Genomic DNA, 26,084 nt, shown 5'->3' with positions numbered 1-26,084 from the left:
GGAGAAGATATGGGACAGGACATCCAAAAAATTGAAGCGGTGATGACCGCAGCCCCGGTCATTCCGGTTCTGGTCATTGAAGATCCGGAAAAGGCTGTTCCGATGGCTGAGGCCTTGGTCCGCGGCGGACTGCCAGCGATCGAGATCACTCTCCGCACCCCTCGCGCTCTGGAGGCTATCGAAGCGGTCAATGCCCATGTGGAAGGAGCGATTGCCGGTGCCGGAACTGTCCTGACTCCGCAGCAATATGATGCGGCGGTTTCAGCCGGTGCCCGCTTCGTAGTCTCGCCCGGAGCAACCCGCACCCTGCTAGACGCTGCCGACGAACACAGCACCCCCCTTTTGCCGGGGGCGGCAACGGCTTCTGAGGTCATGAAACTTCTGGAACGCGGCTATGAGCGCCTGAAGTTCTTTCCAGCGGAACAAGCCGGGGGCGCTGCCTATCTGAAATCCCTGTCATCGCCATTAGCTGTTGCAAAATTCTGTCCAACCGGCGGCGTCAGCATCGACAAGGCAGAAGACTATCTGAAATTGCCGAACGTTTTATGCGTCGGCGGATCCTGGATTGCGGATCCGAAGGCTATTGCGGCAGAAGACTGGACTGGCATTGAAGAACGGGCCCGGGCAGCAGCCGGACTAATCACCTAAGCCTTTCAGATTGCTGCCGTTTCTCGCCCCCCTTCTCGATGGGGTGTACTAACCTGGTTACCGCGCTACAATCTCTTGAAAACCGAAAGGTTTACCGAGGGCGGCTAGCTTGTATCCAGAAAGGTTCAACTCCGCCATTTCCATCTCATTTGTGAGAGCGCTAGCTAGGCTGAGGCTTGTTGAGACGCCGGTTCGGCTTCGGCGTCTTCATCCTCTTCATCGCCACCAACATCGCGGTCCCAGAGCATTCTAAGTCCGCCGGCACTATCGTTACGCCACGCAAACTCGGCAACGATAGGCTTGCCGAATTTTTGCATGGTCAAGAGCACTTCCTCGGGAAGGGCTGGCAGGCTTTTGGCCATAACACGGCAGCCGTTCTTTCCCGCATCCACGATGGTTCCGTCAATCTCAGTTATGCCATCAAAATCAGAGATCTTAACCGGAATGCTGACTGTGTTCCGTTTTTCCCGCCGTTTGTCGGCAAATTTCTCCGAGTTCTTAGAAAAAATGACAGCAGCATCGTCTGACTTTCGGGAAGTAATCTGACATTTCACCAGTTTGTCGGAATCCTTTGGCCGAATTCCAATGTTTTTGCCAAGTTCCTGAATCTCAGGCGACGTCAGCCGGCAGCCCCACTCACTGACGTTTGAGATCACAGCATTGACAACCGACAGGTTCTCCAAATCAACGACAAGGACTTCTTCCTCGGCCTCCGGTTGATCTTGCAAGTGTGCGAGTGCGCTCATCTCTACCTCCGACGACACCAATTACTTAAAGTAAGTATCATTTCAATTCGCTTAACACCGGCCACTTCCGCCCTTGAAAGATGGTACAAATCGCAAGTACGCTAGAGCATGGGGTTACGCGTAAATTCTTGAAAATCATTACATTGCGACACTTAAGGCCTGCGCCCAGATTTTTACACCCCTACGGAATGCCAAGACGACCGGTCCAAAGTTTGAACGGTGCCCCAGAAAAATCGCATAGATTGATCCGTAACTGCTGGAGATGACGATGAAAGTTCCTTTGAAAATCTCACTCAAAGCTGTGGCAATCGTTCTGCTGCCGTTTACCGCCCAAGCTGAGAATATCTGTCAGGGTTATGGTCCGCAGACCCCACGCGACATCACCAGCACGGATGGGTCGAATATGGCCGATGTCGCCTTCGCCCCCCCGTCGAGCGAAATGAACCTTTGCAATCTTCATACCCACACAAATGCCGAGCATAAAGGGCCGGGCTATGCCGTCTTTGCAGGCGCAGGCGATCATGGAGGCTATCAGTGCAACGAAGCAGACAGTCTTACAGAAGCTGAATTGAGCGCTCCGGCATCTAGCGCTTACCACGGTGTCAAACCCGGCGACACCATCGAAGTCCATTGGGTCTATTCGTCCTGCGATATTACACCAGGCAAAGGTCTGGGTTCCTGTTTGAGCGAAGCTTGCGTCAATCCGCAATTGCGCGTCGAGGCTCAAGTGTTTTTGGTAGTGAACGACGCTAAGGCGCTGAATTTCATGGACTTTGCCTATCAGAACAATGTTGTGGATGGCCGGCACCAACCCAAAGCGTTGCCCAGCGGAACTGGGACACCCGTCACCTTCATTGGCTCAACGACTGGCACCAGTTACACCCAAGAAAAATGCTCGCCCTTTCAGGTCACTTGGAGCGTACGTCCGCAGTGTGCGAAACTCGACATCAATTCCCTCAATGCCTGGGCGGAAGCGGGCAATGTCTTTAAAGAAGACCATTCCCACGGTGTCCGGCAGCTCGTGACCGCAAAAGAACTTCTGGCTCCAATCAACTGAGCCGTTTTGCCGCCGGCCTTATGGGTCGGCGGCATTCGCAAACCTTTCCCGCCTTTGCGTGAATAGACAGCTGTGCTATCTGGTGCCGCAGCGCATTCATGGGCTCGCCCCGAAGTATTAAATCGATTTAAGGAAACCTGCATGACGCTTGACGCAACTTTGGAAATGCTCGCTCAGCAGGCGGACACTTTGTCCGGCACCTCACTCAGAACCCTGTTCCAGGATGACCCGGACAGGTTCTCAAAGTTCTCGTCCCATTGCGATGATCTTCTGCTCGATTATTCGAAGATCAAGCTGGATGCCAAGGTTCTCGAATTGCTGCTGCAGATCGCTCGTCTTGCCGACGTGGAAAGCAAGCGGGCAGACATGTTCAGCGGCCAAAAAATAAACCAAACAGAGGACCGGGCAGTCTTGCATACGGCGCTTCGCAACCGATCGGATGAACCGGTGTTGGTTGACGGCCATGATGTGATGCCGGACATCCGGTCGGTATTGGACGCAATGGCAGACTTTGCCGAAACAATCCGTTCCGGCGACCTGACATCCTCATCAGAGGCTCCTTTCACGGACGTCGTCAATATCGGCATTGGCGGCTCAGATCTGGGGCCAGCGATGACTACGCTTGGGCTTAGCCCTTATCACGACGGCCCCGAGCTCCATTACGTCTCCAATGTCGATGGCGCCCATATTGCCGACACGCTGGAAAGGCTCGATCCGGCAACCACATTGATCATCGTCGCCTCGAAGACGTTCACGACCGTCGAGACCATGACCAACGCGCAAACCGCGCGCAAATGGATCGCCGACGCGCTGGGAGAAGATGCCGTTGGCGATCACTTTGCGGCTGTCTCCACCGCCCTCGACAAAGTCGCCGCATTTGGCATTGATGAATCCCGGGTCTTTGGCTTTTGGGATTGGGTCGGTGGCCGGTATTCGATTTGGTCGGCCATTGGGCTGCCTCTCATGATCGCGATCGGCCCGGATGCCTTCTTTGAGTTTCTTGAAGGTGCCCATGCGATGGATACACATTTCCAAACCGCACCTTTGGAAGAGAACCTGCCAGTGCTGATGGCTCTAATCGGCATTTGGCACCGAAACGTACTCGGATACGGGTCGCGTGCCGTTCTACCTTACGACCAGCGCCTTGCCCGCTTGCCGGCGTATTTGCAGCAGTTGGATATGGAATCAAACGGCAAACGGGTGAAACTCGATGGCACCCCGGTTGATGGCGCCACAGGTCCGCTTGTCTGGGGTGAGCCAGGCACCAATGGCCAGCACGCTTTTTACCAGCTGCTGCACCAGGGAACGACTGTGATCCCGTGTGAATTCCTGATCGCCGCACAGGGACATGAAGACGATCTTGCACATCAGCATGAATTGCTGATCTCCAATTGCCTGGCACAATCCGAAGCCTTGATGCTCGGTCGCACGCTGGACGAAGCAAAATCCCTGCTCGCCAGCACCGGTCTTTCGGCAGAAGACGTTGATCGTCTGGCACCACATAAAGTTTTCCCCGGCGACCGCCCGTCTCTTACTCTTGCCTATAACCAGTTGACACCATTTACTCTTGGCCGGCTGATTGCGCTCTATGAGCACCGGGTATTTGTTGAAGGCGTTATCTGGGGCATCAACTCCTTTGACCAATGGGGCGTTGAACTGGGCAAAGAACTGGCGACAGCCCTCTTACCGATTGTGCGGGGAGAAGTGGAGCCAACAACCAAGGATTCCTCGACCAGAGGATTGCTGACCGCATTGAGCGCACCGGCCTCCGATTGACCCGTTGTTGAGCAAGGTCAATGGCAGACCGTCTCACCTGCCATACTTTTGCCTCAACGAGCGGGTGTGTTCCAGCCGAAATATGGTTGAGTTGGTTTGCGAATCTGGTTTCGGCGATCCATATCGCGGATTGCCGGACGCGCAAAACCGACCTACGTTGTGTTCATTGATTTACGCTTCGTGATTCTACATTGTGGAGCTGACCGAGAGGTGCCGTCGGGCGTCCTTTTTTAAAGAGGAGATCTCATTCATGAAAAAGCTCATTTTGCTCGCGGCCGCCGGCCTTGCGCTCGCCGGTTGTCAATCTGACAGCCAGCGCGACCGTGCGCTCGTAGGCGGTGGACTTGGCGCAGCTACCGGTGCAGTAATTGGCTCTGCTATTGATGGCGGCGGAGCCGGCGGAGCAATTGCAGGTGCGGTAATCGGCGGTGTTGGCGGGGCAGCTGTTGGTGCGGCAACCACACCGAAAAACTGTGTCGCCTATGACCGCTACGGCAATCCTTACCGGGTTGTTTGCCCATAAGAACTTCGTAAGCGCCCCATGTCCGGCATTAACCAGACAGCTAAGGAATTTGGAATGAAGAAACTATTTTTAATTGCGGCCACGGCAGCTTTACTGGCCGGCTGCCAATCCGACAGTCAGCGGGATCGTGCCCTAGTCGGCGGCGGCCTTGGCGCGGCGACCGGTGCTGTCATTGGCGCCGCGGTTGACGGTGGCGGTGCAGGCGGAGCAATCGCCGGCGCCCTGATCGGCGGCGCAGGCGGTGCTGTTGTTGGCGCAGCAACCACTCCGAAAAACTGCGTAGCTTATGACCGCTACGGCAACCCTTATCGGGTCGCCTGTCCGTAAGCTGACCAAATCGGGCGTTGGATAACAGCTCTCGTTAAGAAACTGTTAACCATCGCCCCGGCACCCTAGGCTTAACCAATTGTTAACGGAGCGCCTGGGATGAAGCCTGCCCTTGCCATTTTGTCACTCACCCTGCTGCTTGCCGGCTGTGTGAATACAGAAAGCCAAAGAGACAGGATGCTGGTTGGCGGCGGTCTGGGAGCCGCAACAGGCGCGACTATCGGAGCGGCAGCAGGCTCTACTGCTGGGGCTGCATTGGCGGGTGCGGCCATTGGCGCCATCGGCGGTGGCCTCATCGGAGTTATCACGACACCGCGCAGTTGTATCGCCTACGATCAGGAGGGCACACCTTACAAGGTCAAGTGTCCATAATCCCACGGCAGAGAATCGAAAAGGCCAGCCCCAGAGGCTGGCCTTTTGTTTTTCAGTAGAAGGACAAGCTTGGCTTAGGCTGCCTTGCTGGCAGCGCTGCCCTCAAGTGCAGATGCCGGATCGACGTAATCGTATCCGAGCGCGGTGGCGACAGCCTCGCACGTGATTTTACCCTGATGAACATTCAGACCCGGCAGGAAGTGCGGGTCGTCGAGCAGTGCCTGTTTTGCGCCTTTTCCGGCCAGAGCCAACGCAAACGGCAGAGTTACATTGTTCAACGCATAGGCAGACGTACGCGGTACGGCTCCCGGCATGTTGGCAACGCAGTAGTGGACAACTTCATCGACGATGTAGGTCGGATCAGAATGGGTGGTGGCTTTCGATGTTTCAAAGCAGCCACCTTGGTCGATGGCAACGTCAACCAGCACAGAACCCGGTTTCATGTTGCTGACCATCTCCGCGGTGACCAGTTTCGGCGCGGCAGCACCAGCCACCAGCACGGCACCAACGACGATATCTGCAGCCAGGACATGTTTTTCCAAGGCAGATTTGGTCGAATAAACAGTCTTGAGGCCAGAGCCAAAAGTCTGCGCCAGGTCAGCAAGAACATGGGTGTTGCGGTCCAGAACGGTCACATCCGCTCCAAGGCCCAGCGCCATGGTGATGGCATGGGAACCAACAACGCCGCCGCCGATCACGACCACTTTGGCCGGTTCCACACCCGGAACACCGCCGATCAAGGTTCCAGAACCGCCGTTGATCTTCTCAAGGCTGTTGGCACCGGCCAATACCGACAGGCGGCCAGCAACCTGAGACATCGGCACCAGAAGCGGCAAACCGCCCTGAGCATCGGTTACGGTCTCATAGGCAATGCAGGTCGCACCGGAATTTACCAGATCCGCGGTCTGCTCTGCGTCCGGAGCCAGGTGCAGATAGGTGAACAGGATGTGGTGCGGGCGCAACATAGCGCGCTCAACAGCCTGCGGCTCCTTAACCTTGACGATCATTTCCGCGGTTTCAAAAACTTCTGCTGCGGTCTGTAAGATTTTAGCGCCGCAGGCTTCGTAGTCGGCATCGCTTGCACCAATGCCAGCACCCGCATTTGTCTCAACAAATACTCCATGACCATGTGCGGTCATTTCGTGAACGCTGTCCGGCGTCAAACCAACCCGGTATTCGTGGTTTTTGATCTCTTTAGGAACGCCAATACGCATGAGCCCGTCTCCTCTGGGTGGGGTCTATCATTGCCTTAAGTCTATCATTCGGCGCTCCGCAGGTGCTTGCGTTCGTCTCCGAAAAACCTCCCATTCAAACAATAATCTTGCGCAATATTCGAAATCATTTGTATATTCTGCCGTCAAGACTTCTCTACTCCGCATTATGTGCAGTGCAGCATTATGATCCTAGACCGCCTCGACCGGAAAATCCTGAATGTCCTGCAATCGGACGGCCGCATCGCCAATGCCGATCTTGCGGAAAAGATCGGGCTGTCCCCGTCCGCCTGCCTCCGGCGCATGCGCGCTCTGGAAGAAGCGGGGATCATCGAAAACTACGTCGCTTTGCTGGATCAAAGAAAACTTGGCCGGCGTATGGATGTCTTTGTCGAAATTTCCTTGACCGGCCAATCCAAGGAAACATTGGAGAGTTTCGAACGGGCGGTCGCCCGCTCGGAAGAGATCATGGAATGTTTTTTAATGGCCGGTGATGCCGATTATATTCTGAGGCTGACGGCGGCCGACCCGATTGATTTTGAACGCATACACCGGGATCACCTCGCTCAGCTGCCCGGCGTATTGCGAATGAAGTCATCTTTTGCGATCCGCCCGATCGTCAAGCGCACAGCCCTGCCCTTGCCGGAAACCATTGAGGTCGCAGACATCTGAACAACACAGCATTGCACTATCGACGCTGCTGCAAACGCCCGCTATAGTCGCGGCCCTTCTTAGAGGCTTTCAAGGAACCCGCTCTGGTGTCCCACACGATTACCCGATTTCTCGACACGACTTATCAGCTTGCCGAATGCCCGACATGGGACGACCGCACCAACAGCCTGCTTTGGGTCGATATCCAAGGCCGCACGATCCAGTCCATGGCCTGGGACAGCCGGGACATCACCACGTGGCATTTCGACAATGAAGTCGGATCATTTGGCCTATGTGACGATGGCCGGCTGGTTGTCAGTGTCTGGGACAAGGTTCTCTTATTTGATCCGAAATCCGAAACCCATGAAGTGTTGGCTGAAATCGAGACCGACAGGCCGCAGACGCGATTGAACGACGGCAAAGTCGGTCCGGATGGCGCTTTTTGGGTCGGTACGATGGACACCAGCTCGCCGAGAGAACCAGTTGCAGGGCTGTACCGCGTCGATGGTCGGGGGGACGTCGCAGAAATCCGTGACGAATTACAGTGTTCCAATGGCCTCGCCTGGTCTCCGGATGGCGCCTACATGTACCATTCCGATACGTCGCCGGGTTGGATCGAGTGTTACGCCTTTGACGCCGACACAGGATCCCTCGGCTCCAAAATGCTGTTTGCCCAGCAAACCAATGAAACCGGACGGCCGGACGGGGCGACTGTTGACAGCAGCGGCAACTACTGGAGCGGTGGCGTGTCCGCCGGTGTCGTAAATTGTTTTGCGCCAAATGGTCAGCTTCTGGAAGCCATTCAAATGCCCATTCAACGGCCAACGATGCCGTGTTTTTGTGGACCTGACCTGGATCATCTGATCATCACCAGCATTAAACAGCCGACCGATCCGACAGCGATCGAACCGGATACGCTGTCCGGCGGGCTTTTCCTCGTCGAAGGTCACAACAAAAAAGGTTTGACGGCCGACCGCTTCAAGACCTGATCAGAGCCGCAAAACCCAACCCAACTTCGTTGGCATCAAAAGTTGCTGGATATCCTGACATTCTGATTGCAATTGCGGACAGGCCTTAAAACTGTCCGGGCAGGATGAACCATCACATTTTGACGGACCTTTTGATAAACAGCCGGCCGATGCACCTTACAAAGGACATCGCGTCCATTGATGATCCGGTTCTCCCAGGCAGTGTGGGCCCGGTGGGTCATGATGGTTCGTGTGATGTTTTTATACACAGCAGGCTGATGAACTTTTTCATAGCAGGCTGTTCTCATACCAGCAGCGGAGGCAGGTGCTGCCCCCAGGAACGCTGCGACCAAGGCCATCTTCAAGAAATTGCTCGGCAACTGCATATTTTTACTCCCGTCGTCAGGATTGCGAGAAATCCTGGAATGACCTTAGGGAATACGCTGCAATCAGAGAAGCAAATCCGGCAAACCTGCTTAAAGAACTCCTTATTCTGTAGACTACACTTGCTACGTACCTGCGTGGCAGCGAACCAAACTCGACTTCAAACGGAAATCTGACTTGCCTCTGTCGATGTCAGTTCAAGTAATCCAGATCCGGTCCAAGCGGGATAATGCCGCTCGGGTTTAAAGCCTTGATAGAATAGTATCCCGCCTTGATGTGATCGATAAATGTAGCTTTGCCAAACTCCGGCATCACATAGAGCCGGCGGAGATACCTGCGCAAATGCGGGTAATCGCGGATCGGCCGTAAATTGCATTTGAAGAGATTCAAATAAGCGGCATCAAAGCGGATCAAGGTGACATAAAACCGGACGTCAACCTCGGTCAGGTTGTCTCCAAACAGATAGGACCGGCCATCCCCGAGACGGGTTTCCATATCGTCCAATGTGGCAAAAATCCCGCCCACAGCTTCTTCATAGGCACTCTGGCTTTGGGCAAAACCGGCACGATAGACGCCGTTGTTGAAAGTCTCATAGAGGCGTTCGCTTAGCTTCTGAATGTCCGGACCAAGCTCTTGTGGCCGGAGGCTGGGCGGCTCACCCGTCAGGTTCTGAAACGCCCGATCAAAGATCCGGATAATATCGGCAGACTCGTTGTTGAGAATCCGCTTTTGCTTTTTGTCCCACAAGACCGGAACTGACGCCCGGCCTGTGAAACCTTGATCCGACCAGGTGTAGATCTCGTGCATATAGGTGGCACCGATTTCGGTATCTGCACCCGATGCGCCTGGAAAATCGCCGAACCGCCAACCTTGCGGGCTCATGACAGGTTCCAGAACCGAGACAGTCACGAGCTCCTCGAGCTTTTTCAGATTGCGCACAATCAAAGTTCTGCCGGCCCAGGGGCAAATGTAGTTCACAAAGAGATGGAACCGGTCAGCTTCTGCTTTCAGTGCCGGTTGCCCTTCCGGTCCCGGCGCGCCATCCGCTGTGATCCAGGTCCGGAAACTCGATACCTGGCGGACAAACCGGCCTCCCTCGTCAGTTTTCTGATACGGGTGCCAGTCGGCGCTCCATTTGCCATCGATCAGCATTGTGTTTCCTCAAGTTTTTCCTGTCGGATTTGGGGCTTCGGATCAGGCGGCATGCGCCACAAAAGGGCTGTCTTTGCCGGAAAGCGCATAGGCGCCATTGCCCAGCAGAGCCTGCACAATCAGCGCGAGAGCCCAGAATGCTGGAAACTCCCAGCCGCCGTTTTCATTGGAAAACAGCCAGCCATTGTGGCCATGCACAAATACGATGGCGCCGATCAGGATTGGCAGCAATGCGAGCGCCGCAATACGCGCATGAAAACCGGTGATCAGTGCCAGAGCGCCGAGCACTTCAACACCGATCGTCACATGGGCCAGAACACCTGGCAATCCCAGGGACTGAAAGAACCCCGCAGCGCCTGAAGGGGTGAACACAAAAAACTTGAGCCCAGCATGTGCCAAAAACAAAACACCTAAAGACACGCGCAGCAAAAGAATGGCATAGGGGCCAGTTTTGGTATCGATCATAACGATCTCCCATAAAGAAATGTGGTTGCCCTTTCGATTTAATTGGAGCAAATATTTTTATAAATACGGGAAAATGATACTCTTTGATGCAAAATCGGAAACAATATGAATCTGATCGACGCCATGCGCGCCTTTGTATCCGTTTATGAAACCGGCTCGTTCACCAGTGCCGCCGACAAACTCGGCACGTCCAAAACCCTTGTTTCGAAAAAGGTACAGGCTCTCGAAAACCGCCTTGGAACGCGCCTTTTCAATCGGACAACCCGGAGCCTCAGCCCAACAGAAGCCGGCCAGCTTTATCACAGCCGCTGTGTCCAAGTGCTGGATGATATCGATGAACTGGAAGACCTGATCCTTCATCAGTCAGAGCAACCGCGCGGACGGCTGCATGTAAGCGCACCAACCACCTTTGGCGAACTTTATGTGGCACCCCTTCTGCCTGAGTTCACAAAGGCCTTTCCTTGTGTCTCAGTCGACCTCAGCCTATCGGACCGGCATGTCCATTTGGTCGATGAGGGATTTGATGTGGCGGTGCGTATCGCAGATCTGCCGAGTTCCGGCCTGATCGCCCGCAAGCTCGCGCCGTCCCCAATCTACCTATGCGCTTCGCCCACTTACTTAAAGGAAAAAGGCACGCCGGAAAAACCAAATGATCTTGGCCAGCACCAATGCATCATCGACACGAATTTCCGCAACCCGCACAGCTGGCCGTTTCATGAGGACGGTAATCTCATCCAGGTACCTGTCGAAGGTGGTCTATTGGTCAACAGCGCCCGTGCGGTCCGCGATTATGTCCTCGCCGGCTGCGGTCTGGCGCTCTGTCCGGGATACATGGTGCATCAGGACATTGCCGAAGGCCGCCTGAAGACGCTGCTCTCCAGCTTCAACGCCTTCGAGATCAATGCCTATGCGATCTACAACTCCAAACGGAATATGGCGCCCAAAGTGCGGGTCTTCGTCGACTTTCTGGCCAAAAAGCTGCAACCGGTTGGCCAGACCTGGTAAGCACCCGAACCGATGTGACTAGGTTCTACAGTTTACCTCTGCAGTGAAACGTCAGCTCCGGCAGCCGCGAACCCGAACCGGCTGCCAAACCGTGCGGGCTGGTTGCACCTGAACCCTGCGGGTTACCGTCTTATAGACTGCCGGCTTTTGAACCCGGTACTGACTTGCGGGCTGCACCAAGACCTTTTCTTTGACATGGCTGTAGACCGCAGGCTGCCGGACCGCCACCCGGGAAGCCGGTTTCACCAGCACTTGCTGGCTCGCCATCTGGTAAACGGCAGGATAGTGAACCTTGCACAAGATCCTGCGGCCCTTGATGGTCCGGTACTCCCATCCGCTGCTGGCCGGTTTTGCCAGAACCTTGTGTTGCTGGGTTCTATATATGGCCGGACTAGTCCGGTAACTCACCCGTTCCGGCTGGACCAGAACACGCCGGGTTTGAAAGGAATAGACCGCTGGTTTTTGAACGACATAACTGCTGGCGGCCTGAACCAGGACCCGCTCCTGAACGGTTTGATAAACCGCCGGCACCACAGCCTGCTCATAACAGGACGATGCATATCCGCCAGCGGAAGCCGGAGCGAGAACAATTGAACTAAAAAACAGCGCGGAGGCCGCGCTCCAGAATGTGCGACGCATGACACTTCCCCCAGTCTGGCACAGGAACCTTTCTGTGTTTTGACTTTAGGGAAGCTTCACCACCGGGAAAAGCCAAAAGTTAACAGCCGTTAAGATTTTCTTTCATCGGCATCAGAGGCACCATTTTCAGCCGGACCTTTTTCGTAGTCGGTGTCTTCATTGATGATGTGCTTGGCTTCTTCCGGCACCCACGCGCCCCAGCGGGGTTCCAGCTTGTGGTCGACGGAGATCCGGTCATCAAAAACAAAACACTCGCCCTTCCAGAGGCTTTTATCTTCCGGCACCTTCTCCAGGTAATTCAAAATGCCGCCTTCAAGATGATAGACGTCGTCAAAACCGTTCTTCAGCATCCAGGCGGTTGCTTTTTCGCAGCGGATCCCGCCGGTGCAGAACATCGCAACCTTTGGCTTTTCCTTCAGATTGTCCTGATCATGCACCCAGTCCGGGAACTCGCGGAAAGACTGAGTTTCCGGATTAACCGCGCCATCAAACGTGCCAAAGGCATATTCATAGTCATTGCGGGTATCGATGACGATGACACCAGGTTCGGAAATCAACGCATTCCAGTCTTCTGGTTTGACGTATTCGCCAACCACCTCATTCGGGTCGATACCGTCGACCGCAAGACGAACAATCTCCTGCTTGAGCCGCACCTTCATACGTTTGAAGACATGCCGATGGGTCCAGGACTCCTTGTGCGACAACTGCACAAGCCGTTCGTCAGAGCGAAGATGGTCCAGAACGGCACGCACACCCGCTTCAGGCCCGCAGATCGTGCCGTTGATGCCCTCAGCGGCGAGCAGAATACTGCCGCGCACATCCTGGGTCACACAAAATGCTTTCAGCGGATCGCGCATCTCCTCGAAATTATCGAGCGGCGTGAACAGATAAAGGGCTGCGACAAGAAAGTCGTTCATGGAGCGTGTTCTTTTTGCTTGAAGGCGCTGTCGGGCATTGCCCGTTTGGCGCCTTCTATACAGCGACACCCCCCAGTCTGAAAAGACCGCACTTTTGGCAGCCTGTTTTACTGCCTTCGAACCACCCCGGACCAGGCGGCCGCTACACCACTTCTTTCAACGCTTTCAGAAGCGAGAGGATGTCCTGATCCGGATTTTCAGAGGTCGCGGCCGCCGTGCTGCTGCTGTCTGTGATCTTCTGCAATTGGGCAATGCCCGCCTTCAACGCACTTTGCGCAAGCTGGGTCTGCTGTTGCTGCGTTGCGACCGCGTTTTCATAAAGAATGCTGAGAGAATTCGCGTTGGAAACATAGATGCTTGTTGCGGCCATAGCTGGAGACATCCCCAGCACCAGGTCGTTGAGATTGGCTGCTTCGCCGATCTTTGACAAAGCTTCCAGCTCATTTTCCAGTTCGGTAATCGGGTCGCCGGCCGGACCGGCCGGTTGGGTTTGAGGTTTTGTCGGCATGATTTCTTCCTCCACGTGCCGGAAACGTCCGGTTTGCTGCGGGCGCCACCTGCCCTTTCCATCCCGAATTGGTGCTGATTGAACGAATATCCGAACCAAACTGCCACCAATTACCGTCGGGACGCAGAAAGAAGTATCAACCTTAAGTTGCCAAAAGTCCATTACCTCCACCAAACACAAGGGCTCCGTTCCAGAAACTGGAACAGAGCCAAGAGTTTATTGATCCAGAGCCGGTTTACCGGCCGCCACTGAAAGCCTGTAAAACGGTCATCAGACCGGTCAGATTGTCCGCGACACCGGTTTGGCCAACCTTTTCGGTTGCCCCTGCACCGGCCATTGTATCCATGCTGTAAATCTGCATGACACCCTGGTTCACAGCTGCCTGCGCCAGGATATTCTGCTGCTGCTGTGCCGCCACTGCATTCTCAAACAGAATGCCAGTTGAATGCGCCATAGACTGATACAGTGTACTGATGGCCATGGCCGGGGATTCACCGACCACCTTGACGTTGGATTGGGTCACGGCATCCGTCACCATCGGGTTCACTGTTACGGGATCTGCCATACTTGCTACTCCTTGAACTAAGCCGGACTAGATCCGGCCATGGGCATCTGGTTAGACGCACCTCTGCTTGGAATGTGACGGCAAACTGTCTTATCTGATTGAAATTGCTCTAAAATAGCGCGATATCTCAAGGGAGACGCATAGAGCGGAAGAGGCCCGCCGGCAGGATGCCAGCGGGCTCAATAACCCGGGCTCCAGCCGGATCACTTTTGCGGATTTCCAGACTGCTGAACCGACGCCACCTTATTGCGCAAGACCGAGAGCTGGCGCTCAACCTCCCTGGAGACCATCGCATTGATGTTACCCATCAGCGTGTTGAGCTGGTAAGCAACCTTGGGATCGGCTAGTGCAGCCGCCTCAAATCCCAAATGCGGCAAACCTTTTATCTTGTCGCTGGTTTGTTGTTGGCTGGCTTTTAGAAGGTCCGTCAAAGACGCCTTGTTGTTCAACAATTCCTCAAGCGCCGCTTGTTGCGCCGACATGGCCGTTGACAATTGCTCCGCTTTATCCCGGGCATCGCCAAGAACCCGCTCCACCGCTTGCATGCCTTCGTCCAGGGCCGTGTCCCCGGCTTCCTTCTTCTTCATGATCTCTGCGGCAATCCCGACCACCGCTGGCAGTGAGCGGTAAAGGGTCTGGTAATCGGTTTGAAGCGTCGAAGTTTTCAAAAACCCCTCCAGAATCTGCTTCAAAAGATCCGAGGACGGTGTGCCGCGGCCGGATGTGTGCCCTCCTTGCTGAACTTGTTCTGCAGCAGCTGGTTGCCCTGTCCCCGCAGGATCAGCGGTTTTAGATTTCCCGGCCAAGTTCTGATTTTCAGACGACAGGCTGGCATTGGCCGCACCCGCGTCCGCTGAGGAGGCGCCGGTGGCTGATGGTGGCGGCAGCGGCTCTTTGCCGGCCGGTACATCAGCTCCAGAAGTTTTCGGATCATCCACGTTTGCGGGACCTGGTTGACTTGCTTTGCGTGCCATTTTCCGGCTCCTTCACAAAGGTCTCTTCCGGCTGTTGGGGAGTAAGTTCAACGTCGCCGGGGTCAGCAATTGCATACTCGCTGGCGGCTTCGGTCCGGCCCATAGAAATTGCCGCGTCCAGGTCTATCTCCGCAGTCTCAGTGCTCTCTTTATTGACGCCGCCAATTCCTGATTGTCTTTTGGTGGTTTTGCGCATGGAAACAGGCAAGCTTGCGGACATCGGCCGGCAAGCAAGAATGTCGCGGTTCCAATCCCGGATCTGGCCCCGGCACCGTTCTTTCTGTCTCTGCGGCCGGTCGGGCCGCGAACTGGAGCCTTCAACGTGGATCATTCGCCACTCAACATCTGCACAATGGCAGTCGACGGTTACGTGGACAGTCTTCTCCTGATCCCGGACCTCACTTTGAACTGAGTGTTTCCTGAGATCGCTCGCCTCGGTGTCTGCCGTTTCCTCATCAAGGGCTCGGATCGCGGCTTCAATCGCGGTTCTAGCCTCAATCAGAGACGACGAACGTTGTCCATAATGGGCATGGACCGGTGCCAGCTGTGCGCTTTCACGTCCCTGACCTGCTGCTTCACTCCAGGTCAGCAGACATTCCAGGAGCTGTTCATCGATCTCCTGGCAAGCATATGCGAGATGGGCAGTCATTGTTTTCTCCCGATCATGCGGTCAACCAGTCGTTTGACCGTTTCTTGCTCTTCAGCTTCTAAGTCGTCAAAAGCCTCGGTAAGCGTCTTTTCTTTCGGCCCGGTCTGCGGCAGGTCAGGTTCTTCAGTGTCCCGGTCATCGGTTTTTGGGTTCTTTTTGTCCTGTCCCGACCCGTTCTCACATATGAAAGCCTGTACAGTCAGCGATAGCCTTACAGTCGGGCCATTGAACATAAATTCTGATGGCCTGTTGAAGAGATCGTTGGATTCCAGCATTGGCAGCCTCCTCGTGATTCAGCCAGCACAGTCATGATCCCGCCTTGAAATCCGAGATCACCGTTTTGGCCGACGTACCAGCTGTCGTGCTGACTGTTCCGTACACAGTAACCGCCTGGGTCACCATTTGCTGAATATCGGTAAGCAGAGGTACTTCGGCGCCTGCCAGAGCCGGGTCCTCGGCTGCTTTTTTTATAGCAACAGCCTGAGCAGCAACTGCGATCTGCATAATCGCGTTCATGTAATTGGCTGCGTCTTGGATAGCCAGCCCGGTCGTTTGCCCAACCATGAGTTCCGGCGGCGTTGCAACCATGGTGGCTGCATAGTCCGCGTTCTCATAGTTCGAGAATTCCGCGGCCTGAACAGCCTGCTGATTCAGGGCTGACGTTGACGGGGCAGACCCGGTACTTGTGCTTTGCTGACTGGAATTGGTTCCTATGCCACTTGCATTCGCACCATCATTGCCACCTGCTCCTCCTGACCTACCGCTGGAGTTAGAAGGCGGACCTTTGCCGTTGTTGTCATCTGCCATGGCACTCTCGTCCTTTTGTGCTGCCGGCTTCAAATGGCCGTTTGAATCCCGCGACAGACCTGGCACGGTTTCCTTTGACAGCACCGCCTGTTCCGAAGGCTTCGGTGTCTTCCTACCGCGGATCATCATTGTCTTAAGCGCGCCGAACATGGCCTATTCCTCCCTGCTTGGCGCGCCGGCGTTGATTATGCCGATTCACCAATGTCCATGATCAACTGGCATGCCTTGGAGACCACCGCCGTGGTGATCTGGTTCATGGCTTGCTGGCTGTGAACTGCATTCTGGATGGACAATCCGGAGGCGTGACTGGCAACCTGGTATAGACTGGCGATCGCCTGAGCCGGTGCTTCTGCAACCACCTTGACGTTGGTCTGGGTCACTGCATCCGTGATTTGTGCATTGACGATGTCAGCCATGTCTTCATCCTATTCCGTCTTGATCGCGATCCATTAGGCCTAATGTCCGGTTCTCACCGTCAAGGAAATGGACGCATCATTGCACCGCCTGTGACATACTATTGCGTGGCGTAGCGTGTCCGCGCTCATCCGTAAGAGCTGCCCGCAGATGCTCCCGAAGGTGCTGAACCCGTTTGCGGGCAAGAGGTTCGGAGATCGCCATCTTGCCGGCAATCTCCCGGTAACTGCATTCTTCGCAAAACCGCAGCCGGAAAATCCTTTTGAACTCTGGCGTCAATGCATTAACGATCGCCAGCACACCGCGCAGGGCATCTTGATGCCGCAGCAGGTTTTCCTGATCCGGCTGGCGGTCCGCAAGGCCTGCCTGATGATCTTGATAAATGTCGGTTCCAAAATCACGGATCTGCCGCTCTGACGTCTCTTTGCGCAACCGGCTGATGTGCTCGTTTTTCATGGCAAACAGCAAAAACGCCCGCGGTTCGCGCACGTCTGTGCCATTTCTTTCCACATGACTTACCGCCTTGATTAAGGTCGCAGACAAAAGATCCTCAGCCGCCTCCCGATCACCGCGGGTCAAACGCAGCGCCCGGCGGCGCAGGACCTGCCCATCATCAATCCAGCTCATCCATAAACTTTGCGCTGGTCCACTCCACGTCAAAACTTGTGCGTCCCTGCCCGTCATTTTGGGTCTCGCCTCGCATTTTTGAACACGTTTTGTTCACACAACCACTAGACGATAGGAATTAATTCTTGTGAATATTTTTGTGACTTTATCGTTGCCGCGGCGAGAGAACCCGTCTGGAAAGTCCGCTTAATTATTGTTTAAATTGAGATAACTATCTGAAGTGCAATACAATCACTTTATCCCGACACGTAGAAATTACAACCACAAATACAACCTATATTAGAAAACTCACATCCGACCGCATTTAACTGTCTTGGGACCGGACCTATAGACAAGGCATGAAAAGGACCGGAGGCGCAATTGGACAGCGACCGTCAACCTGTAACATCCAAGACCATGTCGTCGTCCGCCTGGCCGGGATCGTCCAGACCATTGGAAAACCGGATAACCAACCGTCTAACCGATCGCAAAAATCCGTCGGCGAAACTATCATCTGGAAAAATTGTAGTTTTTGATATTACCAATAGAAACAGTGATATGACCCAGCCTCTAAGAGTAAGCTGCAGTTCGCGATGAACAAGGGATTTTCGTGAATGTATACATCTGAGTATACAGCCAAACAAAAATCATTTCTGCAGTTGTTTCATTTGGCCGCCAGATGTGACTGTCTTTATCTGCTTGATTTTTATTGCCAGCATCTATTCGATCATGATCAGACATCCTTGTTATCCGACAACCAGCGGGCCTTGTTGGCGGAAGCAGCCCAGGACGACATTTTTGCCAAGGCAGCAGAAAACGCCCCCGGTGACGGAGCAGCAGATCTTGACGGCCAGCCAGATGGCCAATTTGTTTTGTCAAATCACTGCCAGTCGAAAATGTTGAATCCGGCCTCGCTGGCACCGAAGAAAAATTTTTGTTTCAGCTTTGGTGGTCCAACAATGGATTGATCAATTCAGATTCCCGGTTAACCCGGCTTTCCTCCAAATGCATCCTCACCCTGCCAGAAGCAAATCCCGGCAAGGTCCCCCATGTCACCTTTGCCGGCCGTCAAAGTGTTTTCCGCATGATTTTTCCCAACGCCATCTCCAATGACTAGCCAGTACTGACCAACCTTCCGGATCATTATCTGGAAGCGGCGGCGGAAGCCTATCACGTTGCTTTTGCTGGAGAGCCGTCTTTTGGCATTCAGCGCACCGGGCCCTTACTCGGCCCTTCGGTTCCGGACATGACACTGCAGCGCCTGGTGCTTAAATTCCGGACGGCGACCGGCTTTGAACGCGTATTCAGTCTCATCAAACTGCTTCAACTCCACAGCCCGCCGTCAGCGCACGCAAAATCTGCTCTGGCAGATCTTGAGCTTGCATGAACTGCCGGACATCGCGCTGAGAACACACCATTAACCGCAATCTGGATGTTTTCGGAAACATTGGTGGGTGAGTGGGGGCTCGAACCCCAGACCCGCTGATTAAGAGAAGCATTTTCTCAATACTTCATATTGCGAACAACTACCATTAGATACATTATTTCAATATCTTATGAATTTATCTTTACGATTAACTATTGACATTTTCTCGCTTATTCGCTTCCATCTGCTTACATAGTGCTTACACAAATTGAGCAGAAAAACTGGCTCAAATCGTGGACAGAAGACCACTGTAAAAAAGAGAAAGGCGGACCGGTCGTCAAAAGCCGTCAGGCCGTCAGAACCCCAGGCTAAGCGGTCTGGAACTAACCATGCCGCGCCCTGATCTGTCTCTGAATTTGCTGTCTGATGCCGTCACAGGAGGCGAGGATGCCCCGGTTATCAAAACGCGCCATCGATGCCGCCAAGCCGCGCGCCAAACAATGGTTCTTGTGGGACGACAGTCTGAAAGGCTTTGGCCTTGTCATACTGCCAAGCGGCAAAAAATCTTTCATCCTTCAATACCGCACGATGACGACCCGCTCCCGGCGCTTGACGATTGGACCCTATGGCGCCCTCACCCCGGCAGAGGCAAGACGGATGGCAAGCGAGCTGATTGTCCAGGTCCGGAACGGCCACGATCCGCTGATGACCCGGCAAGGTTTGCGGTCGGCCCCCACGATCAATGATCTCTTGGACAAGTATTGGTCCGACCATGTCATGGTGCACAACGCAAAAGCGACCCAACTTCACCACAAGCGCATTATTACAAAAATCCTCCGCCCGCATTTTGGCGCCATGAAGGTCACCGAGTTGACACGCCCGGATGTTGCCGAGCTTCATGCAAAACTGAAACACACCCCCCGGCAAGCAAATTTGGTGCTGTCGGTCTTGTCAAAGGCCCTCAATCTGGCGGAGGTCTGGGGATTGCGGCCGGAGCTGTCGAACCCGGTGCGCTTGATCCAACGTTACAAGGAAGTGGAGCGCGATCGTTTTCTATCTGACGAGGAGCTGAGCCGGCTGGGTGCCACACTAGATGAAGCTGAAAGATTTGGATTGCCCTGGGTGATCAAAGCCGGACAAAGGACACGCAAACACCTGCCCAAAGAACATAACGACCGCCGGACACCCGTCAGCAAACCAGCGATTTTTGCCGTGCGCTTGCTATTGCACACCGGCGCGCGTGTCTCCGAAATCCTGACGACAGAATGGTCGCATATTGATTTTCCAAACCGGACTATCGCTCTCCCGAGCCGTAAGGGAGATGGACGCAAACCGCATCCGGCCAGCGACACCGTGATGAAACTTCTCACCCAGCTGTATGAAAAAAGGCGAAGCAACTACATCTTGCCCCGCGATGCGGACGCAACGCGCCATATCACCCGGGAAGTCGTTCAAAACGCCTGGCAGAGGATCCGGGAGCATGCGCAAATCGAAGACATCCGCCTGCATGACCTTCGCCACACGGTCGGCACTTATGCGGCCCAGGCCGGAGGAAACGCATTTTTGATAAGTCACCTTCTCCGCCATCGCAATGTTACGATCACAAACCGGTATGTGAATACGGATCTCGACCCGATCCGGGTGTTGTCAGAATTGATCGGTCAACGCCTTCTTGAAGGATTGGCGAAGCGTCAAGCGCTGGAATCCAGAGAACTGGAGGCCGATGGCAATGTCATCCAGTTTCCCGGACGGCGCCCCTTCCCTAGCTAAGTCCCTTTAGGTTGAAATTTGTGCATAAAACTATTTATGATTGCACACTTTTCAACAACACCTGCGTTTTATGATCATTGAGTTTCCAAGACAGAATCTTAAAGCCTTGAACGGGCAAACGCTTCTGGAAGCATTCGAGCTGCTGATCTGGACCGCAGACGATGTGCAAACTGCAAAGGCCCATGCGGCGGCTGCGGATCCAACTTTTCCCGACACAAATATTGCCCTGATCAGCTGGATATTTGGCCAATACGTCCCGTTTTTGTTCGATGTTGATGCCGCATGCCGGCGAGTCACAACAGAAAGAAAACTGCCAGACAAAACTCAGCGCCAGCCAAACCCCAATCGTGGTTCGAGATCGGGAGATGCTGCGCGCCGCCAAAAGCGATACATAAGAGTGAAAGTCGAGGACGGTGCGGTTATCCCTGCAAAACCAGATGCTGTCCGGAACGCGGTGTATCTGATCCTGAGTTATCTCGAGGTGTTTTTTCAGAACATTTCGGACGGACACATCGAGATTTGGGTACGCGGTGTGTCAGGACACCGGGAAATACTGCAGAGATCCGACTGGCGCTCTCGTCCCGATCGCATCTATCTCGATTTTTCCAACAATACGATCCGAATGCCGCTTCCAAAAAAGCAGTTTCATTTGTTTTCCAATGCCAGTTTAGCGCTTGCCGACGAAACACGACGTAACCTCAACAAGCCCCCGAGGCTTTCTGATCCCAAGATCGCGGCTTGGCTGGACCATGAGTTTTTCAAGTATTTCAAATGTTACGGTCGGCCCTGGGTTTTTAGAGAGGCAAAGCACAAGTTCCCTGAGCTTAGCGAAGACCGGTTTGACAAAATCTGGGACAAATACGCCCCGCCAGACTGGAAGAAATCCGGCACAATCCCCAAAAAATATCGTGGAATCAAAGTTTTAAAATAACCCCTCCTGCCAATTAATACCCCCTCCCTATTTCGGAACGTAAATTGAAATCAGTCTCAAACCATCGAAACCGAAACACAGGCGATGGTTATGCAACGATCTCGAGAGATACCCAACACACATTTATTGAACGAAACCAAGGCTGCTGAATATCTGGGTCTATCCATCAGAACCCTTCAAGCCTGGCGGGTCAGGGGAGAAGGACCTGTTTTTGTAAAACTGGGCCGTGCAGTTCGCTATCGGCCAGACGATTTGCAGGCCTGGGTCAACGACCGCATCGCGGCCTCAACCAGTGCATTGAAGGTGTGAAAATGAGACCTTCAAAAAAACCCATTTTCAAATCGAAAACGGAAACTTCCAATCAGGCCATTCATGACGACGAACGGCTCAAGATAAATAAGACGGATCCGCCATCGATAGGACAGGCCTCAGGCCCAATGACTGGGCCAGAGCGCCGCCAAATGCACAGAAACACAAAAGACGGCGGCCCGCCCAAACGCCGCGGTCCTCGCCTCTCCATCATTCCGTCCGGCGCAGTGTTTGACAAGAACCTGTCCGCGACCCAATTCAGGGTGCTGGGCCTACTGTGCTACAGCACAAATCGGCAAGGGCACACAATCCGCTCCCAAAACAAAATGGCCAAGGAACTCGGCCTTGCCCGGTCAACCGTTCAGCGAGCCGTCAACAACCTTGAAGCGCTTGGCTGGCTCAAACGGGTAAACAACCGGCGCCCTGATGGAGGATGTTGTTCTCTTGGATACATCATCAACTATGACGACAGCCCTGTCGCCTCGACAGCGCCACCAGCAGGCACAAGCGAGGTTTTAAAGTCCCATAATGGGGCTATTCCGGCAGCGCCTGCAGCGCAGGGCAGGCCCGAGCGGTGCGGCCACACTAAGAACGTCAAGTCTAATAACGCAGTACTAAAAACGGACAGGGTCGACAAAAGCGTCACCATGCCCGGCTTTTCAACCTTGACACAACACCCCCGCGCTCAACCGGTGATGACTGCCAATGAACTTCGAATGAAGGCCCAAGGAGCCTCCCCTTACATTGAAAAAGTGAAACAGCAGCTGCTCTTTGTTGGCATCCATCTTGAGCATTCAAACCTGTCTGACGGCCTTGATACCGTTCTGGAGTGGCACGACTTCGGCGCAGATGTAGATCTAGACATCGTCCCAATGCTTGCCAAGGTTATGGCGAGATGCCAAGAACCGCCCAGTAGCTTGAAGTATTTTACGAGAGCCATCCAGAATTCGGTGAAGCGCCGCCTGAGAAAAATCCAATGGTAAACTGCGCCCTGAAGGGAGCCTTGCGGGTCCTTTCAGGGACAATCATGCCCACGGGCTTATTCGCGACCGCGGGCCTTTCGAGCACGCGGTATTTTGCAACCTGTCAGGATCATTGTCAGGGTCAGGTTTGGCGCGAATTGGCAGGCCAAAGCCTCTGCTCGGTCAAAACGCTGCGTTAAGGACAAACAGGTTGCAATGCCTTGACATTTGCACCTGTAATAATTCTTATAAATTACATTGGTATCGAGAGACACGATAAGATTGCAATTCTTGTAATAATCCTCGGTTTTTGAATTTGAATAGTTTGGATTAGCGACTTCACATATGAGCGGCACAGTAATTTTAGTTCATCCGCGTCGATTTGGTGATGACCGTGGCTAGTTTTCCGAATGCTTCATACTCTCTGTTAAATAACGTTGCCATCTGCTCTAAATACCCTGCTGGCGGGCGCAAGCACTTAGCTGCATTCAAGATGCATTACTTGGCTCCTAGCTCAGGGTTTAAAATATGCCAAAATTCTTGGCTAAATATACTACCCCGAACAAGTATTCCCATTATTCGATACATAAATTATTGGCGGCACATTCTATAATATTTTACTTCGACAGATAACTTCCCCCACAACCAAACCCACATTTAACTGCGCAGTCACGATATTGTACGAAACGAATGCGGGGCAACTAACATAGCCTCACGGTACCTAGAAATTTATTCAGTTCGGACGCAAATACTATGTGCAAACAGGGGATCGAAAATGTATTAAGTTACTGGATTTTCAAAATCACTTTTCGGTATTTTCAGTAGGAGCAATTGGGCCCATGATCATCGAAAACTCATCTGTTGTTGGCCACTTCGAAGGCCTAAGAGACGGCTGTCTCTGCGGCTGGGCGGTTGACTCGAATGACTATGGTCTAAGCGTTCCCTTCTTACTCAAAATCGATGATCTGGAACCCATTTTCGTGATTGCAGACTTGTTTCGCTCCGACCTTGAAAACGAAGGTTATGGGGATGGCTGCCATGCTTTTCGTGTACCAGCACCTTCTGTTTTTCGCGATGGAATGATCCATACTGTTACCTTCCTGGATCAAGATACTGGCCAATCTATTCTGAATTCGCCTTACAAGCTCCAAGTCTCAGAACTTACTCCATTATCAACGCAGAAAGGTGCGTTGGACGCCATTGAAGGCCCTAACCTTCGCGGTTGGGCTTGCGATATGGATCAGCCGAATGAAGCTGCCACCTTAGTGTTGTTGTTGAACAATGAAGTGGCTCTGGAATTTAAAGCAGACCGCTACAGGCCTGACCTTGAAGATTTGGGCATGGGATCTGGGAACCATGGATTTGAGATAGCGGTTCCGAACGCTAAACAACTAACTATTCCATCACGTTTAGAAATTCGCTTCAAAGACGGGAATGTGCCTTTGGAAGGTTGCCCCGTTGGATACTTCAATCCTGGTGACATTCTCAGCCTCGTTTCGCAAATGGAGAAGCGTCTCGACGACCAAGAAGACCGCCTGATGTTTCTTGATTATCTCGTGCGCGAACACTTGGGGAAAGCATGACCTCAAGTGTAGAAGAAACATGGCTAGACCTTAATCCTGAAACCCCAGTACGTGACTTGCTAAAGCGCCATGGAGTTAAACAGGTCCAAATCAACATCCGGCAGATTTATGCCTTACAGCCAGCGCGCTTCGAGTTGTTGGCGCAGAGGTTTTTATTGTGGCTCTGGGAATTGGACCAAAGAATGGCTGTTGAAGAAGCTGCTGCATTAGACGCGCTTTCGCCCAATTCGTCACCTGCGCATTATCGAGGAATGGTGCGCCTGGAGCGGCTGAAAATGCTAGACCGACTAGGCCAGACGTCACAGGCAAACAACCTTCTTTGCACTTCCACGATATCCAATTCGCGCCAAATCAATAAACTTGCCGCTCGCATCAGCGAATGCCAAGAGCTTGCAGAATGCCCGGATATTATTGCGACACTCCAGCCATCGACGCGACGCCGAGAACCCATCAGAGCCGATGATCCGCGCATCCTTTATTTTGCACATCATGCGTTGCCTTATCACAACAACGGCTATGCACATCGGACAGCATCTATCGTAGCGGCGCTAAAACGCCGGGGTTGGGACATCAGGATCGGAACACGACTCGGATTTCCAGTAGACCGGCAATTGCCGGGTGAAAATCCACGAGACAATTTGCAAGCTCGACAGACTGTTGATGGCATTGAATATGCTTTCTCGCCGTCGAACCTGCAAAATCTCAACACCCTTCCACCTCTCAGTTATTTGCGGGCTGCAACCCTTCGCTTGGTAGAATTCATTGAACAAAACCGTATTTCTCTGATTCATGCCGCATCCAATGCGATTTGTGGCCTTCCTGCTGTTGCCGCTGCGCGCGCATGCGGCATACCCTCGATTTATGAAGCTCGAGGGGCTTGGGAGGTAACACGGGCCTCACGAGACCCAATGTACAAGAATAGTGATGCTTACCAACTCGATCTGAAGTTAGAGCGTGCTGCCGCAGCGGGCGCGGATCGTTTTATCGCGATCAACAACCCGGTTGGCGAACGCTACGCCGCGGATCCTAAGTTTGGCACCTCTCAGCCTTTTCAAACGGTTCCGAATGGGATTGATCTTGAAGTGTTTTCGAAAGAAAAACTTGATTTTGCGGATGCAAGAGCGAACCTGAACCTTCCTCTTGATGCTTTCCTAATTGGATATGTTGGCTCAGTTGTTGACTATGAAGGCCTTGATCTTCTGATCGAAGCATTGCGAGAGATACGGGTCCAGCGGACAGAAGATGTTCGATTGCTGATCGTTGGAGACGGCTTGGTTCGGCCACTCCTTGAAAACATTGTGCGGCATCTGAATTTAGAAGACTTGGTAAATTTCGTCGGACATGTCAACCAGAACAAACTGGCCGAATACTATGCGGCCATGAATGTAGTTTGCATTCCCCGTCGCGGTTGGCCGGTATGTGAATTGGTAACTCCGCTCAAACCATTTGAAGCTTTAGCTGCCGGCTTACCTATCATTGTTTCCTCCGTCAAACCGTTGGAAGACGTCGTCAGAGAGGTGGGCGGTGGCCTAATATTTGAAAAAGATAATTTGGCTGCTCTTGTCAAAGCGATTTGCTTTGCGTTGAACAATCCAAATAGGCTCAAAACTATTGGGATGAAGGGTAAGACAGCTATGAAGCAACTCCGAAGTTGGGATGACGTCGTCTTGCCAATAGATGATGTCTACAACGAACTCTTGCCGTACTTACAACCTGGAGCTCCCCAAATTTGACGGACCTCTTTGGTTCGAAAACCAGATAAGAATTTATGCAAACCATCGGCGCAAAAAAGGCTCAGA

At 53.4% G+C, this 26,084-nt stretch carries 30 protein-coding genes; 15 read left to right on the top strand and 15 right to left on the bottom strand.

Annotated features, from left to right (window positions below):
• Positions 1-9: 9 nt before the first annotated feature.
• Positions 10-648 (top strand): bifunctional 4-hydroxy-2-oxoglutarate aldolase/2-dehydro-3-deoxy-phosphogluconate aldolase, encoded by a 639-nt coding sequence (gene eda / locus FJ695_RS13140; RefSeq protein ID WP_141185876.1) that lies wholly within the window; start codon positions 10-12, stop codon positions 646-648.
• A 164-nt stretch (positions 649-812) separates the two neighbouring features.
• On the opposite strand, the gene FJ695_RS13135 is transcribed toward eda, so the two are convergent.
• Positions 813-1,394, bottom strand: coding sequence for a PilZ domain-containing protein (locus FJ695_RS13135; RefSeq protein WP_141185875.1), 582 nt, complete (start codon positions 1,392-1,394; stop codon positions 813-815).
• A 268-nt stretch (positions 1,395-1,662) separates the two neighbouring features.
• On the opposite strand from FJ695_RS13135, the gene FJ695_RS13130 reads away from it, so the two are divergent.
• From FJ695_RS13130 to FJ695_RS13110, 5 genes are all read left to right on the top strand, one after another.
• A complete protein-coding gene (locus tag FJ695_RS13130) occupies positions 1,663-2,451 on the top strand; it encodes a delta-class carbonic anhydrase (protein ID WP_141185874.1) in 789 nt (262 codons plus the stop codon).
• 141 nt (positions 2,452-2,592) lie between these two features.
• On the top strand, positions 2,593-4,227 hold the full coding sequence (gene pgi / locus FJ695_RS13125; protein ID WP_141185873.1) for a glucose-6-phosphate isomerase: 1,635 nt from the start codon (positions 2,593-2,595) through the stop codon (positions 4,225-4,227).
• Positions 4,228-4,477: 250 nt separating this feature from the next.
• Entirely contained in the window at positions 4,478-4,750 is a 273-nt protein-coding gene (locus FJ695_RS13120) for a bacteriocin (protein WP_141185872.1), read from the top strand.
• 54 nt (positions 4,751-4,804) lie between these two features.
• The gene (locus FJ695_RS13115) at positions 4,805-5,077 is read left to right on the top strand and encodes a bacteriocin (RefSeq protein ID WP_141185871.1); all 273 of its coding nucleotides are present in this window, start codon (positions 4,805-4,807) and stop codon (positions 5,075-5,077) included.
• Between the two features lie 99 nt (positions 5,078-5,176).
• Complete coding sequence (locus FJ695_RS13110) at positions 5,177-5,449, top strand: hypothetical protein (protein WP_141185870.1); 273 nt, start codon at positions 5,177-5,179, stop codon at positions 5,447-5,449.
• Between the two features lie 74 nt (positions 5,450-5,523).
• Here the strand turns inward: FJ695_RS13110 and ald are convergent, their stop codons facing one another.
• Positions 5,524-6,663, bottom strand: a complete 1,140-nt coding sequence (gene ald, locus FJ695_RS13105; protein WP_141185869.1) for an alanine dehydrogenase — start codon at positions 6,661-6,663, stop codon at positions 5,524-5,526.
• 183 nt (positions 6,664-6,846) lie between these two features.
• On the opposite strand from ald, the gene FJ695_RS13100 reads away from it, so the two are divergent.
• Positions 6,847-7,332: an Lrp/AsnC family transcriptional regulator gene (locus FJ695_RS13100; protein WP_141185868.1), complete on the top strand. Its 486-nt coding sequence runs from the start codon at positions 6,847-6,849 to the stop codon at positions 7,330-7,332.
• A gap of 86 nt (positions 7,333-7,418) precedes the next feature.
• Entirely contained in the window at positions 7,419-8,300 is an 882-nt protein-coding gene (locus tag FJ695_RS13095; protein WP_141185867.1) for an SMP-30/gluconolactonase/LRE family protein, read from the top strand.
• Positions 8,301-8,335: 35 nt separating this feature from the next.
• Here FJ695_RS13095 and FJ695_RS13090 read toward each other — a convergent pair whose 3' ends face one another.
• The 3 genes from FJ695_RS13090 to FJ695_RS13080 all read right to left on the bottom strand — a co-directional run bounded on the left by FJ695_RS13090 (position 8,336) and on the right by FJ695_RS13080 (position 10,280).
• Positions 8,336-8,665 (bottom strand): hypothetical protein, encoded by a 330-nt coding sequence (locus FJ695_RS13090; RefSeq protein ID WP_141185866.1) that lies wholly within the window; start codon positions 8,663-8,665, stop codon positions 8,336-8,338.
• Positions 8,666-8,855: 190 nt separating this feature from the next.
• Positions 8,856-9,815, bottom strand: a complete 960-nt coding sequence (locus tag FJ695_RS13085) for a glutathione S-transferase family protein (protein WP_141185865.1) — start codon at positions 9,813-9,815, stop codon at positions 8,856-8,858.
• 42 nt (positions 9,816-9,857) lie between these two features.
• Positions 9,858-10,280, bottom strand: coding sequence for a DoxX family protein (locus FJ695_RS13080; protein WP_141185864.1), 423 nt, complete (start codon positions 10,278-10,280; stop codon positions 9,858-9,860).
• 105 nt (positions 10,281-10,385) lie between these two features.
• Here FJ695_RS13080 and FJ695_RS13075 point away from each other — a divergent pair, with 105 nt between their 5' ends.
• Positions 10,386-11,285, top strand: a complete 900-nt coding sequence (locus FJ695_RS13075; protein WP_141185863.1) for a LysR family transcriptional regulator — start codon at positions 10,386-10,388, stop codon at positions 11,283-11,285.
• Between the two features lie 51 nt (positions 11,286-11,336).
• On the opposite strand, the gene FJ695_RS13070 is transcribed toward FJ695_RS13075, so the two are convergent.
• From FJ695_RS13070 to FJ695_RS13025, 10 genes are all read right to left on the bottom strand, one after another.
• A complete protein-coding gene (locus tag FJ695_RS13070) occupies positions 11,337-11,924 on the bottom strand; it encodes a hypothetical protein (RefSeq protein ID WP_168206358.1) in 588 nt (195 codons plus the stop codon).
• Between the two features lie 89 nt (positions 11,925-12,013).
• Positions 12,014-12,841, bottom strand: coding sequence for a rhodanese-related sulfurtransferase (locus FJ695_RS13065; protein WP_141185862.1), 828 nt, complete (start codon positions 12,839-12,841; stop codon positions 12,014-12,016).
• A 142-nt stretch (positions 12,842-12,983) separates the two neighbouring features.
• Positions 12,984-13,349, bottom strand: coding sequence for a RebB family R body protein (locus FJ695_RS13060; protein WP_168206357.1), 366 nt, complete (start codon positions 13,347-13,349; stop codon positions 12,984-12,986).
• Positions 13,350-13,584: 235 nt separating this feature from the next.
• Complete coding sequence (locus FJ695_RS13055; protein WP_133946398.1) at positions 13,585-13,914, bottom strand: RebB family R body protein; 330 nt, start codon at positions 13,912-13,914, stop codon at positions 13,585-13,587.
• 203 nt (positions 13,915-14,117) lie between these two features.
• Positions 14,118-14,888 carry a hypothetical protein gene (locus FJ695_RS13050; RefSeq protein WP_141185860.1) on the bottom strand — a complete coding sequence of 257 codons (771 nt, stop codon included), beginning with the start codon at positions 14,886-14,888 and terminating at the stop codon, positions 14,118-14,120.
• Positions 14,845-15,537: a hypothetical protein gene (locus FJ695_RS13045; RefSeq protein WP_141185859.1), complete on the bottom strand. Its 693-nt coding sequence runs from the start codon at positions 15,535-15,537 to the stop codon at positions 14,845-14,847. Before FJ695_RS13045 ends, FJ695_RS13050 begins: the two co-directional genes overlap by 44 nt.
• The gene (locus FJ695_RS13040; RefSeq protein WP_141185858.1) at positions 15,534-15,812 is read right to left on the bottom strand and encodes a hypothetical protein; all 279 of its coding nucleotides are present in this window, start codon (positions 15,810-15,812) and stop codon (positions 15,534-15,536) included. The genes FJ695_RS13045 and FJ695_RS13040 overlap by 4 nt, the downstream gene beginning before the upstream one ends.
• A 31-nt stretch (positions 15,813-15,843) precedes the next feature.
• The gene (locus tag FJ695_RS13035) at positions 15,844-16,494 is read right to left on the bottom strand and encodes a hypothetical protein (RefSeq protein WP_141185857.1); all 651 of its coding nucleotides are present in this window, start codon (positions 16,492-16,494) and stop codon (positions 15,844-15,846) included.
• Between the two features lie 35 nt (positions 16,495-16,529).
• The gene (locus FJ695_RS13030) at positions 16,530-16,760 is read right to left on the bottom strand and encodes a RebB family R body protein (RefSeq protein ID WP_141185856.1); all 231 of its coding nucleotides are present in this window, start codon (positions 16,758-16,760) and stop codon (positions 16,530-16,532) included.
• A 76-nt stretch (positions 16,761-16,836) separates the two neighbouring features.
• Complete coding sequence (locus FJ695_RS13025) at positions 16,837-17,385, bottom strand: RNA polymerase sigma factor (RefSeq protein ID WP_141185855.1); 549 nt, start codon at positions 17,383-17,385, stop codon at positions 16,837-16,839.
• A 1,792-nt stretch (positions 17,386-19,177) separates the two neighbouring features.
• Here FJ695_RS13025 and FJ695_RS13020 point away from each other — a divergent pair.
• From FJ695_RS13020 to FJ695_RS12995, 6 genes are all read left to right on the top strand, one after another.
• Positions 19,178-20,500 (top strand): site-specific integrase, encoded by a 1,323-nt coding sequence (locus tag FJ695_RS13020; protein ID WP_141185854.1) that lies wholly within the window; start codon positions 19,178-19,180, stop codon positions 20,498-20,500.
• A 70-nt stretch (positions 20,501-20,570) separates the two neighbouring features.
• Entirely contained in the window at positions 20,571-21,431 is an 861-nt protein-coding gene (locus tag FJ695_RS13015; RefSeq protein ID WP_141185853.1) for a hypothetical protein, read from the top strand.
• Positions 21,432-21,521: 90 nt separating this feature from the next.
• A complete protein-coding gene (locus FJ695_RS13010; protein WP_141185852.1) occupies positions 21,522-21,740 on the top strand; it encodes an AlpA family transcriptional regulator in 219 nt (72 codons plus the stop codon).
• Between the two features lie 152 nt (positions 21,741-21,892).
• A complete protein-coding gene (locus tag FJ695_RS13005; RefSeq protein ID WP_168206356.1) occupies positions 21,893-22,723 on the top strand; it encodes a helix-turn-helix domain-containing protein in 831 nt (276 codons plus the stop codon).
• An 818-nt stretch (positions 22,724-23,541) separates the two neighbouring features.
• On the top strand, positions 23,542-24,285 hold the full coding sequence (locus tag FJ695_RS13000) for a hypothetical protein (protein WP_141185850.1): 744 nt from the start codon (positions 23,542-23,544) through the stop codon (positions 24,283-24,285).
• Entirely contained in the window at positions 24,282-26,018 is a 1,737-nt protein-coding gene (locus tag FJ695_RS12995; protein WP_141185849.1) for a glycosyltransferase family 4 protein, read from the top strand. The genes FJ695_RS13000 and FJ695_RS12995 overlap by 4 nt, the downstream gene beginning before the upstream one ends.
• The last annotated feature ends 66 nt before the right edge of the window (positions 26,019-26,084 follow it).

The organism is Labrenzia sp. PHM005 (assembly GCF_006517275.1).
Taxonomy (GTDB): domain Bacteria; phylum Pseudomonadota; class Alphaproteobacteria; order Rhizobiales; family Stappiaceae; genus Roseibium.
This window is presented reverse-complemented; position numbering and strand designations above follow the sequence as displayed.